The following is a 13,444-nucleotide window of genomic DNA, read 5'->3' as shown; positions in this document are numbered from 1 at the left end:
GTTTGGCATGGTTCTTAGCCAGTTGTTAATGTATGAGTTATTGTAAAATACTCTACTACTTTTGCAAGAGGTCTATTATTAATTAAACTATGGAACGTTAAGAACCTCAAACAAGCCAATGTTTGAGGCTAAAATGGTCAGATATCAAAATATTGCAATCCTAACGAGCGATAAAGCCATGGTGCCAATTAATACTTGAAAAGCTCAATCCAAACTTTTAAAAGGAAGAGCATCGGGGTATTGCCTTGCTATTCCCAATGGAGATTTTGTTCGAGAAGTATGTGGCAAACTGCTTACGACGAGATATCAAGGCGCCTTGGCAACTAACAGCACAAGCTTCTAGTAAGTACGTGGTGAATGACCGAGGAGATTTAAAATCGCGCTTTCAATTAAATCCTGATCTATTGATCAATAAAGAAAGAAAAAACTACCATATACTCGATACCAAATGGAAGTTAATAAGCTCAAATAAGAATAATTTCAGTATAGAACAGGATGATATTTATCAGCTATTTGCTTATGGTCACAAATATTTGAATGGGTGTGGGGACATGATGCTTATTTATCCTAAGCATCATCAGTTCGAAATCTCTTTGGAGTGTTTTTATTTAGCAGAAGAATTAAGACTGTGGACTATACCGTTTTATGTTGAAACTGATGAAATCATCATAGATGAATGGATAGAAAAGTTTCCGTCTTTATCTCAAACTTAGTTTGAGGTTAATCCTTTAAGCTCCTGAACTTATCGATAAACATAAAACTTGAGGATCAGTTACCGTCAGCAACTTTTAATAATCTTGGTCACAAAATGGTCACCGTTTGGTCACCGAGCAGGTGGTCACCGATTTTAAATCGGTGACCACCTGCACTTAACCTCAACCTTAATGCCGTGAAAAAATATAAGTCAATCATACTGCTCATCTAAATAAATATAATAACTCTAAATAAATCAACGCCTTGCATTAAACCTCAGACACAAAAAAACCCCAAACAATGTAATGTTTGAGGCGAAACTTGCTTAAACCCAAGGGTTTAAATTCGTTTTAAATATGGCGCAGCGGACGGGACTCGAACCCGCGACCCCCGGCGTGACAGGCCGGTATTCTAACCAACTGAACTACCGCTGCTTAGGTCTCTTAGCTTGTTTAGCCACTTGCTAAGAAGTGGTGGGTGATGACGGATTCGAACCGCCGACATTCTGCGTGTAAGGCAGACGCTCTACCAACTGAGCTAATCACCCTTCGAACAATTGCTAGGCAATTTATTCAACATCAACTGAACTCTTAAGTTTGTCACTAAGCTCTGCTGCTGTGGGTGTGTATTATATAGATTTACTGTTGGGTGTCAAACAGTATTTATCACTTTTTTAAATATTTTTTCGATTTTTATTAAAATATCTAGCAAGCATTTGTTTTTATTGATTTTATATTTTCATACAAAACCAATATTTTTTAGATTTAATGCTTATTTGTTAGCCAGTGCTTGCTCTATGTCGTTTTTGATGGCTTCTGGCTTGGTCGTTGGTGCGTAGCGGTCAATAACTTGGCCTTTACTATCAACTAGAAACTTGGTGAAATTCCACTTAATACCATCTGTCAGTACGCCACCCTTTTGTTCTTTGAGCCATTCATAGATAGGATGAGCATTTGCGCCATTAACATCAGTCTTCGCCATCATCGGAAAGCTGACACCATAGTTCTTTTGGCAAAACGCGCCAATCTCATCGTTGCTACCTGGGTCTTGGCCACCAAATTGATTACAAGGAAAACCGATAACCACTAGTCCTTGATCTTTATACTGTTGATATAGCGACTCTAAGCCTTCGAACTGCGGTGTAAATCCACATTTGCTTGCGGTATTGATGATTAATAATACTTTATCTTGGTAATCTGAAAACGCTTGCGAGCTACCATCCATGCGCTCAGCCGTAAAATCATAAATTGTACTCATCATTTATCCTTAAATTGAGGTTTTTATTGTTTTGGGTGTTTATGCACTACTTCTTTTTTTATCATACACATAATAAAACTATTGAAAAGGAAGCACCGTGTACTTCCCTTTCACGTTTCTAATACTACTTAGCCTACTTACTTCTCAGATTTATCTAAATCGATAGATACTGAGTTGATGCAATAGCGCATGCCTGTTGTCTCAGTAGGACCATCAGGGAATACATGACCCAAATGGGCGCCGCAGTTGCTACAAGTGACTTCGGTACGAGTCATGCCTAGCGAGTTATCGACGTGCTCTTCAATCGCGCTGTTATCGATACCTTGATCAAAACTTGGCCAGCCACAGCTCGCATCAAATTTATTGCTTGAGTCAAATAAGCTTGCACCGCAGCCTTTACAACGGTAAACGCCATCATCGGTCGCATCATTATATACGCCTGTAAATGGGCGTTCAGTGCCCTTCTCACGCATAATATGATACTCATCAGCGGTTAAACGCTCTTTCCAGTCAGCTTCAGTCAACTGGCTGATTTCTTCTTTGCTTAGTTGATTGTCTTGCATAATTTATCCTTATTCGAGTATTTATTATCTAATCTCGGTAACTATTTTATCGCCATATGATTATGAGAACGACGTGCTCTATCTGTTGGTTATCAGCACACTATTCAAGGCATATATAAGAAAAGCACTCTTTATATTGGGAGATAGACAGCATGATTGAAGAGATTGACTGAGTTAAATATAGCAAATTAATTTTAGATAATGATGGGTAAAGATGTAATTTTGATACCTATACATTTTATAGTCTACTTAAGAGATTTAGAGCCATACAAATATAAGCCAAGCATTAATTGCAAGATATACTTGCAAACACTGATAGAACTGATTGTAAAATCATTTGCAAATTAACTATCAATGCAATAATATCTTGCATTAGTGCTTAACTAAAATGTTTAATATATCTCTACTCTGAATAATTACTGATTAACAAAGGCTCATATAACAATGTCTGACGACAATGGCAAAGGTACGCAAGCGGAACGACTGGTACAGTTGCGCCGTGACAAAGGATTTACTGCTGAGCAGCTAGCGCAAGCCATGACAGCCGCTGGTGCAAAAGTGAGCCGTGGTGCTATCTCAAACTGGGAGCGCGGTACCAATGGCATTGTCTCATCCAAGCTGCCTACACTTGCGCGTATTTTGGGCTGTAGTGAAGGATATCTGTTGCGCGGCGACCTCAACAATGAAGCTATTGATGCAGACGAGTCGACATCATCTGTAGAGCGCAGTGAACATCAAAAGATAGATACGATTTCCCACACCCAGTCAGATATTAAAATAACTGATGCTCAATCGACGACACCTTATTCCGCTAGTAAAAAATCAAAAACCAATTCGACAACCAACCCGAAAAACGGTCATGCTATGAACACCATAAAAAAATCTGATAAATTACAAAACGTTTGCTATGACATTCGTGGTCCTCTATTGCAGACTGCGAATAAGATAGAAGCAGAAGGCAAACGCATATTAAAACTAAACGTAGGCAATCCAGCACCTTTTGGTTTAGAAGCCCCGCATGAGATTTTGCGTGATGTCGCTATGAACTTATCTGAGGCAACTGGCTATTCAGACTCGCAAGGGATTTTCTCAGCGCGCAAAGCCATTTTGCAATATTATCAATCAAAGGGATTGCTGTCGGCCGTTGACGTACGTGACGTATATTTGGGCAATGGGGTTTCTGAGCTTATTGTCATGACCATGCAGGCGTTGATGAATGACGGTGATGAAGTCCTAATTCCAATGCCAGACTACCCGCTTTGGACTGCTGCTGCTAATCTCGCTGGCGGTACTGCGGTGCACTATCGCTGCAATGAAGAAGACAACTGGCACCCTGATATTGAAGATATTAAGTCTAAAATTACGAGCAAAACGAAAGGTATCGTGGTTATTAACCCGAATAACCCAACAGGTTCACTTTATAGTGATGAGCTATTAAAGCAAATCATCGAAGTTGCTAAAGAGCATGATTTAATCATCATGGCTGATGAAATTTACGACCGTATTCTCTATGACGATAATGTACATACGCCGATGAGCACCTTAACTGACGACGTGCTAGTACTCTCTTACAATGGCTTGTCGAAGTCACATCGTATTGCAGGTTTTCGCTCAGGTTGGATGATGGTATCAGGCCGCAAACAGCACGCAGCTGACTTTATTGAAGGCTTAGATATGCTCGCATCCATGCGCCTTTGTTCTAACGTGCAGGGACAGTATGCCATTCAAACAGCGATGGGTGGGCATCAGAGCATGCAAGACCTGACTTCTGAAAAGGGTCGCCTATATAAGCAACGTGAAATGGCAGTCTCACGTCTTAATGCTATCAAAGGTATTTCTTGTACCATGCCTCAAGGCGCGTTTTACTGTTTCCCAAAAATGGATCCAGAGGTCTATCCTATCACCGATGATATGGATTTTATGATGGACTTGCTCGTTGAAGAAAATGTATTGATGGTTCAAGGTACTGGGTTTAACTGGGACAGACCCGACCATTTCCGTCTGGTGTTCTTGCCTAACTTGCTTGACCTAGAAAATGCGATGGATAGATTGGACAGATTTTTTGCCAAAAAACGTAAGCAGTTTGGTACCGAGTAAATCGTTATACATCATTAAAAAAACGCTTATCGGCATGATGCTGATAAGCGTTTTTTATTGCGTTGAACTTAGTTATTCAAACTCAATTATAATAATTCACTGATAAAAACAGCGCATTAAAAAATATTGCTCAATACGAGATAACTAATAGCAGACATAGTAGCCGCTGCAGGTAGCGTCACAATCCAAGCCAAGCCAATCGGCTTCATAAGCTTCCAGTTAGTATCTCTATTGACGATACCGATACCCAGTACCGCGCCTACTAGCGTATGAGTACTAGATACAGGCAGACCCATTGTCGATGCGCCCATTACAACAGCTGCTGCAGCCAACTCAGCTGAGAAGCCTGAAGCTGGATGCATTTTTGCTAGATTGGTACCAACGGTTTGAATCACTTCTTTACCAATGAACCAAAGACCAACGATTAGTGCCACACCAAAGGTCAGCATGACAGCAGGTGGCACAGCAGCTTCAGTAGCGATACTATTGGTACGAATCACATCCATGATAGCGGCAAAAGGACCAACGGCATTGGCAATATCGTTTGAACCATGACTAAAGGCAAAAGCTGACGCGGTAAAGACCTGCATCCAGCTAAACATAATGAACGTTGCTTTGGTCAAATCTTCTTTGTGCTTACCGCGGATACTCTTGGTATAGATATAGGTCGCTAACCATACTAGCGCCGCTATCATACCCATAATCAAGAAGCCCTGCAGTGTGGTCAGGCCGCTATTAACATTTTTTAGACCTTTAAAGACGACTAGAGAAGTCATCACCGCACCACCTGCGGCAGCAATGATAGGTACCCATTGCTTAAGTGCTTTTAGAGTATCAAGGCTACTACGCTCATTTTCAATATCATAAAGCTTTTTGTAGTAATCAGTTTCTAGGTCTTCAACGACACAATCGTCATCTTTATAGATTTCCTGATCACGTAGCATCGCTGACGTATAGGCCAATTGCTCAGACTCTGTCAAACCATCCAAAAACTCTTTATGGTTTTGCTTTAAGACTTTTTTATTGCCTTTTAGCGTCGCAATATAGGCTTCGGTTTTATCATTATATTCAATGATGTTTTTCTTGATTTGTCCATATAAAAGATAAGACAACACGCCACCTAGTAGCGGTGACAGCACCCAAGAAATAGCGATAGTTCCAACCGTTCCCCAGTCTACCGTTGATAGCGCCATGTCCGTACCACCTAACGTGATACCTAAAACAATGGAGCTACCAATCACACCGCCGATAATGGAGTGAGTGGTCGAAACAGGCAGACCTTTTTTGGTCGCAAATAACAGCCAAAATGCCGCTGCAACCAATGCGGAGAGCATGACATAAATGAACTGATTGGGCGTCACTGATAGACCATCTAGATCGACGATGCCGCTTCGAATCGTATCAGTAACCTCCCCGCCTGCAAGGACTGCTCCCGATACTTCAAATATCGCGGCAATACCCAATGCCTGCGGGATAGTCAACGTCCCTGCACCCACCGAAGTACCAAAGGAGTTGGCGACATCGTTACCACCGATATTGAATGCCATAAAGACACCAAAAGCGGTCGCCACGATGAATAGCGTCGTTTGCTGACGCATGGTGTAATCTAAACCCCACCACAAAAAGTAGGAAGTCATCGCAATCAGTAAAATGGCAAAAAATAGATTGATTCTCATAGAGCCAACTGGCTTGACTGACTCTGTAGAACTGCTGCTAATACCCATACGTTAGTACGTCCTGCGTAAGCTGATGAAAATTATATGAGGTTGATAATATTGCGCTGCTACTCACAGTGCTTTTTACGGCATCTAATGAATTAGCAATAGAAAATATATAACACGTGGTTAGAAGGTCTTAAACCGACTAGAGCGAAAGGGAAAACACATCCTTCAACATGTCACAAAGCCGCAAGTGATATTGCCAAATCGTCTGATTACAGCATCTTGCGGCTTATATATTTCTTAGCGATATTTGTGGTACTACTAACTGCTATTGTAACAATTTTTGTCGTAATTATTAAGTTATCTATACTAAATAACCAAAACACGTTGTTTGCTAAATTAAAATTATTATTTAGCAGAAGCTGTTTTGCGCTCTATTATATTAAATATGGGCACATAATGCATGATGATATTGCGAGATTTGTAACTGCGGGTGTATACGGACAAGACCACACTCTTTAAAAGACAGTATGGCTCAAATATGTTTCGAGCCATCCTACTTAGGAAATACGTGGAAAATACAGTTATATAAACCTATAAGAGTCCTTAAATTTCAGGCATTTATAACAATTACTTGCTTTCAGTAAATGCAGACAACTGCTCGATAGCATGATCTAACACGTCCAAACGCGCCTGACGCTTTTCGTTGGTCGCAATAACACACCATGGCGCTGTCGTTGTATCCGTGCGTGCCAGCATATCTGCTGCAGACTGCACATAGTCTGACCATTTATCACGGTTACGCCAGTCATCATCCGTTAGTTTAAATTGCTTATGCGGTGTTTCTTGACGATCTTCAAACCGTTTAAGTTGCTCTTTTTTATCAATCGCTAACCAATATTTGATAACCAACGTTCCTGCTGCTGCCAAGTCTGCCTCGAAACGATTGATCTCATCATATGCTCGTTGCCATTCATCAGAAGACGCAAACCCTTCGATGCGCTCAACCAACACACGCCCATACCAAGTACGATCAAAAATGGCGATACGGCTAATACGATTGGTTTGCTCGTCAGGCAATCTTGTCCAGAAACGCCACAAGTAAGGATGCTGAGTCTCATACAACATCGGCGCGCCAATATTATAAATTTGATACTCGCGAGGATCTAGCGGTGCGACCAACCTTTTGATCGCACCGCCCTTTCCCGCAGCGTCCATTCCTTCAAAGGCAAACACCACATGCCGACCTTGACGAGCACGTAGCAACTCAGCAAGCCGCGCTTGCTTCTCTGCCAATGCCTCACGATAGTCGGACTTACTGATTTTTTTATCTTTAATAGACGTCAGCTGCTTAGGTATCGGTACAGGTTCAAACTGTTTTTGCTTAGTATCTGAGTTAAGTTTTAGTGTCTCGGACTGAGGATGGTTTTCTGATGTTTCCTTATTATTGTCATTGTCGTTATCATTGCTATCTGCCTGACTACTTGCCAGCGCGGTTTGCATAGAATGTAGCACCAGATGGCAGAAGTTATCAGCGGCCTCTAACTTATCGTCACCATCAATGATGACCCAATCATCCTGTTGACGCAGCAAGGTCGCAGCCACCTCATTAAACTTCTCGATGACTTGCTTGTTGTTCCAGTCAATTTGATATAAAAACTGCGGATCTGCTTCATCATCCTTTAAGCGACTGTGCAACGTTTCAATATCGACATGAAACCAACATTTTAATAACTTGGTTTGATTGGCAATGAGATCGTCTTCAAATGCTTTTAGCGTGTCTAACTGCTGCTGTAGATAGTCTTGCCACTGAGCGATAGGAAGCGGATTTTTACCTTTTTGACCTTTATCATTTGATAATGCTTCAAGGTTCTCACTATCTGATGTCGCTAGTCGCATGACGTTATATAATAGATCAGCATACCAGTTGCCGAAATATACCATGACATCGCCATGACGCGGCATAGCGCTAGTATGCGCTTGCCAAATGGGTTGATAACTCAATGGCGAATGGCCAATGGTTGCCTCAACTTTAAGCAGCCTTGGATCCACCCATTGCCTCAACTGTTTAACGGCGGTACCTTTACCTGCCTGCTCCATTCCATTAACTAGTACTAACAGACCTGTTGGCTTATTGAGGGTCGGAGGCGTTTGCTGGCGAGTGGCTTTTAAAGCATACTGAGCTGTTACCAATGCCAGTCTAAGCGAATCCTCGTCCAGTGAAAACTGACTCAAAGGATTAGGCTTTAGACGCTGCTCCACAACTTGCTCACTAAATTGTGTACTTACCGCTTGTGGTGCTTTTGGTTCAGTAGTATCATTTTTTTTAGACATGATTACACTCGCTATTATTGTTATTGGGCGGCTTTACTAATGAATGACTTATGGGATAGCTCTCGATAAGATAACTCTCAACATTTTTATCTCATCAATCATTTTTATCTCATTTAATCATAGCACTGCGCCAATCGAGTAAATAATATTGCTGTGTAACAGATTGGTATTTGTATTCTTAATTATTTTCTTTTAAGGTGAACACAATTTTGAGTATAGGATAGAACAGTTGTTGAAAACCTTATAACCCTGAACCACCATATTTAAAACAACCATACTTAAATATGATTACTCTTTACTTCTACAGGATCTACTGCCATGACCGCTTTAGCTGATTTACAACAGCATTTGACACGATTTTGGGCGATGCCTCATCACCAAGATGATGAATTAAATGCTAAGCTCAAAGAAGTACAATCATGGCAACAAGCACGTCTCCAGCAGACGCATCGCGAGCTATTTGAACAACCTAAAAACCAGCTGATGGCAGATTACTTCCTCACCCAACTATATGGCGGCGAAGAGTTCAAATTATTAGCAGAGCAGTTAGCACGTATCCTGCCAAAAGCGAAAAAGCTAGAACGCCTTGCCAAAGAGTCAGCTCTAGAGGCTGGTAGCATGGGTATCCAAGCAGCGATTTTTGCTATTGAGCTAGATCTGCATTTAGCCCAGTGGTTACTCGCTCAAGATTTACCAGTAAACGAAGAGAACATGCTAACTGCCTACCGTACTGTCGATGAAGAAGACGAGCGTAGAGTTCAGATTGCCAATCTAAAAGACGACTGCTATCGCACGGACAAACACCTAAACTCGTTTATGCTCAAAAAAGCCTTTGCACTAGCAAAAAGTACAGCCTATCGTCATGGCTACCAGCCGCTTTATGATTTTATTGATACAGGCTTTAAGGCCATGAAACCTCTGAGCAGTGTCAGTGATTTTATCGAGCCGTTCTGCAAGCGTGAACTGTCCATTATTGATCAGGTTCATGATACGGATAATGGCAGTAAGCCAGTAGCGTTTGGTGTATCATAAGCTCAATATGTTGAATAGCCAATTGACGCTTACTATTTAACGATTTCCTCCGATAAAGACAATCATAAAAATAAATTCTAGGACAACATGATGACTGATAACTCAAAAGACAGCAGCGCTCATTCTAATCAAGCCACAACGACCAATGGTCATTTGCAAGACAAACTGGTAAAAGACAGTATTGCTCATAACCAACAGATCAGCGCGCAGATATTACGTAACCAAACAACCAATGTCGTGCCGAGCAAGAATAACAGCGTTGCTAGTGATGACAATAGCGACTTTACTAAAGTTCAAGACCTACCTACTGGAACGCCGCAAGGCCAACAAACCACTATGCCAAACAACGACAAAACGACTCGCACAAACACTTCAGAGCAAACCATAAGACAAACCCTGTTCAATCAGCGTGATGACATCAATAATCCGCACACGCCTGAAACAGACGGCAACGAGCAGACGCATTTCGGCTATAAGACAGTCAATAAAGCAGAAAAACAAGCACGTGTGGCTGACGTATTTACCTCTGTTGCCAAAAAATACGACATCATGAATGACTTGATGTCATTCGGTATTCATCGTCTGTGGAAACGCTATGCGATTAGTCTATCAGGCGTGCGTGCTGGTCAGCATGTCCTTGATATCGCTGGTGGTACAGGCGATTTGGCCAAAGTATTTAGCCGTGAAGTCGGTAGAAATGGCCACGTAGTACTATCTGATATTAATGCTGCGATGTTAGAAGTGGGCCGTGAGCGCCTGATCAATGCTGGCTGTAATAACGTCGATTTTGTATTAGCTAACGCTGAGACGTTGGCCCCTTTTGATGACAAAAGCTTTGATTTAGTCACTATTAGCTTTGGTTTGCGTAACGTCACAGACAAAGATGCCGCGCTAAAGTCTATGTATCGCGTCCTAAAGCCAGGTGGTCGTCTATTGATTCTGGAGTTCTCAAAGCCAGTATTTGAGCCACTATCTAAGGCTTATGATTTGTATTCATTTACCGCACTGCCAGTAATGGGTAAGTTAATTGCTAATGATGCTGAAAGTTATCAGTACTTGGCTGAGTCAATTCGTATGCATCCTGATCAACAGACACTTAAGCAGATGATGCAACAAGCTGGTTTTGAGAATTGTGATTATCATAACCTGACTGCTGGTATCGTGGCTGTCCATCGCGGCTTTAAAGCGTAACGATCGAGCACGATTGGCAAGACTATTACGTTTAGCAGACTATATTGAACCTAACACGAACATACCATGCGCTGATGCAGCTAATGCAAAGGCGCTCACTTACCGATGCGAGAGCCTTATGCTGACTGTCCTTCTATTAGCTGGTGCCGAGAAGCTAATTAACATTGCCATTGCTAGTGATGAGATTACCAAAGCAGGTTTAGCGCCGCTTGCAGGTAAAGTGTTACGTCTGAATATGGGATTGCCTGAGATTCATTTAGACATCCTGTTCACTCATGAGCGTTTGCGCTTTGAGCCAGTCACGACAGAGAGCGTATTTGAGCCAAGTGGCCAGATGAATGAGCGCCAAAAAGCCAGCATGGAGCGCGCACGTTTTGGTCATAGTCGTCCAGACTGTACCATCACCGTAGACAATGCTGCTCAACTGCTCAATCTGATGCGTGGCGCTGAAGGCAACCTACCAATCGCTGGTGATTACAAGGTGCTAATGCAGCTCAAACAACTGGTGGCAGGATTTGATCCTGACGTGGCTGGACAGCTTGAGCTGTTTATTGGTAAACCAATGGCTAGCCAGTTACACCTTCTTATCTCTCAGCTCAAAGGTAGCTGGCGTCATAGTGCTAAACGTGCTTTTGATGACGTTAGTGATTGGGCTAATGAAGTGGCTGGCAATAGCACACCTGACCCTATTGAGGTCGCTGAAGTAAATGATCTGAAACAGCAATTGTTAAAATTACGTGCTGACGTCGAACGAGAAGAAGCCAAACTTGCTGCTATCAAAGAAGAGCAAGCGCAGTTTCTTAATAACTCGTTTCATCAATAGCCGATTGCAGCAATCATAAATGAACGCTATTACCGATGCCACTATTTATGATTAAGCACAGCGATTACCCCATTTTCGTCTTTGTTTAGAGTACCTAACCTCATGCTATTATCGCACCGCGCTCGTCTACTTGAGCTTTGGCGTATCGCCGCAATGTATCGCCTTGATACCCATTTTTCTATCGAAGAAGCACCGCAGCTGCAACCTTTGGCGCGATTAATTCGCATGCATCCAGCAGCATGGGGCAAGAAGCACCAACCAAATGCGATTAAGTATGCGCTTGAGGACATGGGTACGCTGTTTTTGAAATTAGGCCAGTTACTCTCAACGCGTCGCGACTTGGTACCACCTAAGATTATCGCTCAATTAATTCAGTTGCAGGACAAAGTTAAGCCTTTTGACGCTGATATCGCTGTCGCCCAAATTCAACATCCTAAACATGGTCTTGGCCAGTCGATTGAAACGCTGTTTGCCCGATTCGATATCAAACCGTTAGCGGCCGCTTCTATCGCCCAAGTTCACACGGCTGCCCTACATGATGGACGTGAAGTCGTGGTAAAAGTGGTTCGCCCCGATATTCGCACTGTGATTGTTTCTGACTTTGAGCTACTGCGGGAATTGGCAAGTTGGGCATCTGCTCGTATTGAAGCGGCACGTGCCGTTCATATCATCGATATTGTCGAAGACTATCGGCAAGTCATGCTCAATGAGCTTGATTTGACGCTTGAGGCTGATAATACTACTCAAATGCGTAATAACTTCTTGGGTTCAGCACTGATGTATGTGCCTGAAGTTTATGACGCTGCCAAAAACGTGATGGTCATGGAGCGCATCCAAGGCGTCCCTATCTCACAAGTTGAGATGTTCGATCAGTTAGGTTATGACCGTGCAGCGCTTGCAGAAAAAGGCCTAACGATATTTTTTACCCAAGTCTTCCGTGATAACTTCTTTCATGCTGATATGCATCCAGGCAATGTGTTCGTAGAGACGCCACCTGTGCAAACCTTACATGCAGGTATGGAAGCAGTTGATTTAGGTCATGAGCCACGTTATATCGGGCTTGATTGCGCCATCATGGGCACTTTATCAAAAGACGATCAGCTAATCGTGGCGCGGATGTTACTTGCCGTGATGAACAACAACTTTACCGCTGTCGTTGATATCGTCAGCCGTGCAGGCTGGATACCACCAAACGCTGATAAGCATGCCCTAATGCGTGATATGAAACGTACCGTCGGCCCTATGCTACAAAAATCAATCGATGATATCGACTTTGCTGGCGTACTGATGCAGATTCTAGATATTGCACGCAGACATCATATGAGTATCCCACCGCAGCTGATGCTTTTGCTAAAAACTTTGGTCCATGTGGAAGGACTCGGTCGTGATTTATATCCTGATCTGGACATTTGGTCACTTGCCAAGCCAATTCTAAGCAGTTGGATTAAAGAGCAGTTAGATCCTATGCGTAACCTACAGCAACTGCGCCAACAACTGCCTGAAATGCTCCTATCTACCACTGATATTCCCAAACTATTAGATCAAGGGCTACAAAGCCTTGCCTCACAGGGCTCTCGTCAGGACAGTCAACTGCGGGAAATACAGCAAATTCGCGCTGACATGCTAAACGACCGTCGTCGTGATTGGTTGGCACTTGCAGGGTTTTCTATATTTATCGCTATCGCTACGCAAGTTATCGGCTGGCTATCACCTATATTTTATATACTGGCTGTTCTGGTAGTTGTTTGGCGAATTTTAGCTTAGAAATCAGATTTATTTTTAATCAATCAGTT

The 13,444-nt window shown here is 42.5% G+C and carries 9 protein-coding genes, 2 tRNA genes and 1 pseudogene; 6 read left to right on the top strand and 6 right to left on the bottom strand.

From position 1 onward, the window contains the following. Positions 1-236: 236 nt before the first annotated feature. A pseudogene (locus tag JMY00_RS11190) lies at positions 237-713 on the top strand (restriction endonuclease); the annotation flags it as partial. Positions 714-1,050: 337 nt separating this feature from the next. Here JMY00_RS11190 and JMY00_RS11185 read toward each other — a convergent pair. The 4 genes from JMY00_RS11185 to msrB form a co-directional block, all read right to left on the bottom strand. Then, a tRNA-Asp gene (locus tag JMY00_RS11185) sits at positions 1,051-1,127 on the bottom strand. A gap of 37 nt (positions 1,128-1,164) precedes the next feature. Next, positions 1,165-1,240, bottom strand: a tRNA-Val gene (locus JMY00_RS11180). A 224-nt stretch (positions 1,241-1,464) separates the two neighbouring features. Next, positions 1,465-1,950 carry a glutathione peroxidase gene (locus JMY00_RS11175; protein WP_201580199.1) on the bottom strand — a complete coding sequence of 162 codons (486 nt, stop codon included), beginning with the start codon at positions 1,948-1,950 and terminating at the stop codon, positions 1,465-1,467. Between the two features lie 137 nt (positions 1,951-2,087). Then, complete coding sequence (gene msrB / locus JMY00_RS11170; protein ID WP_057760931.1) at positions 2,088-2,513, bottom strand: peptide-methionine (R)-S-oxide reductase MsrB; 426 nt, start codon at positions 2,511-2,513, stop codon at positions 2,088-2,090. A gap of 444 nt (positions 2,514-2,957) precedes the next feature. Here msrB and JMY00_RS11165 point away from each other — a divergent pair, with 444 nt between their 5' ends. Next, on the top strand, positions 2,958-4,610 hold the full coding sequence (locus tag JMY00_RS11165) for an aminotransferase class I/II-fold pyridoxal phosphate-dependent enzyme (protein ID WP_201580198.1): 1,653 nt from the start codon (positions 2,958-2,960) through the stop codon (positions 4,608-4,610). 116 nt (positions 4,611-4,726) lie between these two features. Here the strand turns inward: JMY00_RS11165 and JMY00_RS11160 are convergent, their stop codons facing one another. After that, positions 4,727-6,334, bottom strand: coding sequence for an inorganic phosphate transporter (locus tag JMY00_RS11160; protein ID WP_102090468.1), 1,608 nt, complete (start codon positions 6,332-6,334; stop codon positions 4,727-4,729). Between the two features lie 567 nt (positions 6,335-6,901). Continuing rightward, positions 6,902-8,605, bottom strand: a complete 1,704-nt coding sequence (locus JMY00_RS11155) for an ATPase (protein WP_201580197.1) — start codon at positions 8,603-8,605, stop codon at positions 6,902-6,904. Positions 8,606-8,923: 318 nt separating this feature from the next. Between JMY00_RS11155 and JMY00_RS11150 the strand changes: the two genes are divergently transcribed. From JMY00_RS11150 to JMY00_RS11135, 4 genes are all read left to right on the top strand, one after another. Continuing rightward, the gene (locus JMY00_RS11150; RefSeq protein ID WP_201580196.1) at positions 8,924-9,637 is read left to right on the top strand and encodes a hypothetical protein; all 714 of its coding nucleotides are present in this window, start codon (positions 8,924-8,926) and stop codon (positions 9,635-9,637) included. 90 nt (positions 9,638-9,727) lie between these two features. Beyond that, positions 9,728-10,828 carry a bifunctional demethylmenaquinone methyltransferase/2-methoxy-6-polyprenyl-1,4-benzoquinol methylase UbiE gene (gene ubiE, locus JMY00_RS11145; RefSeq protein ID WP_240990734.1) on the top strand — a complete coding sequence of 367 codons (1,101 nt, stop codon included), beginning with the start codon at positions 9,728-9,730 and terminating at the stop codon, positions 10,826-10,828. Between the two features lie 118 nt (positions 10,829-10,946). Then, on the top strand, positions 10,947-11,651 hold the full coding sequence (locus tag JMY00_RS11140) for a hypothetical protein (RefSeq protein WP_201580195.1): 705 nt from the start codon (positions 10,947-10,949) through the stop codon (positions 11,649-11,651). Between the two features lie 102 nt (positions 11,652-11,753). Then, complete coding sequence (locus tag JMY00_RS11135; protein ID WP_201580194.1) at positions 11,754-13,415, top strand: AarF/UbiB family protein; 1,662 nt, start codon at positions 11,754-11,756, stop codon at positions 13,413-13,415. Positions 13,416-13,444: the final 29 nt, after the last annotated feature.

Origin of the sequence: Psychrobacter sp. Pi2-52, from assembly GCF_904846705.1 — a bacterium.
In the GTDB taxonomy this organism is placed as follows: Bacteria; Pseudomonadota; Gammaproteobacteria; order Pseudomonadales; family Moraxellaceae; genus Psychrobacter.
This window is presented reverse-complemented; position numbering and strand designations above follow the sequence as displayed.

Excerpts from the sequence above, each read along its gene's own strand:
- JMY00_RS11175 (WP_201580199.1), bottom strand. The coding sequence starts at position 1,950 with ATGAGTACAATTTATGATTTTACGGCTGAGCGCATGGATGGTAGCTCG.
- msrB (WP_057760931.1), bottom strand. The coding sequence starts at position 2,513 with ATGCAAGACAATCAACTAAGCAAAGAAGAAATCAGCCAGTTGACTGAA.
- JMY00_RS11165 (WP_201580198.1), top strand. The coding sequence starts at position 2,958 with ATGTCTGACGACAATGGCAAAGGTACGCAAGCGGAACGACTGGTACAG.
- JMY00_RS11160 (WP_102090468.1), bottom strand. The coding sequence starts at position 6,334 with ATGGGTATTAGCAGCAGTTCTACAGAGTCAGTCAAGCCAGTTGGCTCT.
- JMY00_RS11155 (WP_201580197.1), bottom strand. The coding sequence starts at position 8,605 with ATGTCTAAAAAAAATGATACTACTGAACCAAAAGCACCACAAGCGGTA.
- JMY00_RS11150 (WP_201580196.1), top strand. The coding sequence starts at position 8,924 with ATGACCGCTTTAGCTGATTTACAACAGCATTTGACACGATTTTGGGCG.
- ubiE (WP_240990734.1), top strand. The coding sequence starts at position 9,728 with ATGACTGATAACTCAAAAGACAGCAGCGCTCATTCTAATCAAGCCACA.
- JMY00_RS11140 (WP_201580195.1), top strand. The coding sequence starts at position 10,947 with ATGCTGACTGTCCTTCTATTAGCTGGTGCCGAGAAGCTAATTAACATT.
- JMY00_RS11135 (WP_201580194.1), top strand. The coding sequence starts at position 11,754 with ATGCTATTATCGCACCGCGCTCGTCTACTTGAGCTTTGGCGTATCGCC.